Genomic DNA, 930 nt, shown 5'->3' with positions numbered 1-930 from the left:
TGCGCGAGGCCGGCACGACCGCTGCTCAACATGGGGTGGGCTCGCTCAGCCTATTGCACCTCGCAGATATGACGAAGCCTAAGCCGCAGGCCTGCGAGGTGAAGATCGACGGTGAATGGCGTGCCGTCAGCCTCACTGAGGCCGCTGTCGATCACGTGGCAGCCGTGAAACGTTGCCCGGCCTGTCACGGACAGGTGATGATCCTCGGCGCTTACAGTGGGCCCACTGTCCGCCGGACCATGTCGCACCGGAGGTCACATACCGGCTGCCCTTTGAAATCAGACACGTACTCTGGCACGCCATCGCCACACCCGCAGGCAATTGGATAATGCCAGCTCAGTCGCCATCATCCTCGGCCAGAGCGTCGTCGTAAGCGTCTAGCAGCCAAGCCAACAGGTTGGTGCCGGTATCGTCACCCAGACCGCCTGGGTGCCTACTCAGCAGCTTTTGAGTGTACTGCGACCGCGCCTCGATGAGCAGCTTCCGCGCCATCTGATCCAATGCGTCGTCCGGTAACGCCTGCTCTCGATCAACCAGCATGGCTGCACCCCTTAGTGGTGGACCAGACGGCTCAGCCCCGCCCCATCTCATCACGGGCTGGCGGGGCTCGATGCCGTTCCTCACGGCGATGGGGCCAAGTACGCGACGCGGCCCGAGAGGCAGGATGAGCGAGGGTGGTTAGCTAGGCTTCAACGCTCGCCCGCGAGACGATCCCGGAGCGCGAAGGCTCAGACGCTCTTCAGGTTGGCGGCGCTTTCCTTACCGCTGCGCCGGTCGGCCTCGACGTCGTCGTAGACCTTTTGCGCTTCGATCAGGCTACGCATGCCGGCAGGCTCGACAGCCGAGATATGGAAGAACACGTCCCTGCCGCTGCAGTCATCGGGCTGGTTGAAGCCGTAGCCTTGGGTCTCGTTGTACCACCTCACCATC

Annotated in this window: 2 protein-coding genes; both read right to left on the bottom strand. The window is 63.2% G+C overall.

The window, feature by feature from the left end; translation table 11 throughout:
* Positions 1-336: 336 nt before the first annotated feature.
* Positions 337-540, bottom strand: a complete 204-nt coding sequence (locus MKK82_RS23485) for a hypothetical protein (RefSeq protein ID WP_243986974.1) — start codon at positions 538-540, stop codon at positions 337-339.
* Between the two features lie 188 nt (positions 541-728).
* On the bottom strand, positions 729-929 hold the full coding sequence (locus MKK82_RS23480) for a cold-shock protein (protein ID WP_243986973.1): 201 nt from the start codon (positions 927-929) through the stop codon (positions 729-731).
* Position 930 lies beyond the last annotated feature (1 nt).

The sequence above is a fragment of the Methylobacterium sp. E-046 genome (genome assembly GCF_022829625.1).
GTDB classification, from domain to species: Bacteria; Pseudomonadota; Alphaproteobacteria; order Rhizobiales; family Beijerinckiaceae; genus Methylobacterium; species Methylobacterium longum.
This window is presented reverse-complemented; position numbering and strand designations above follow the sequence as displayed.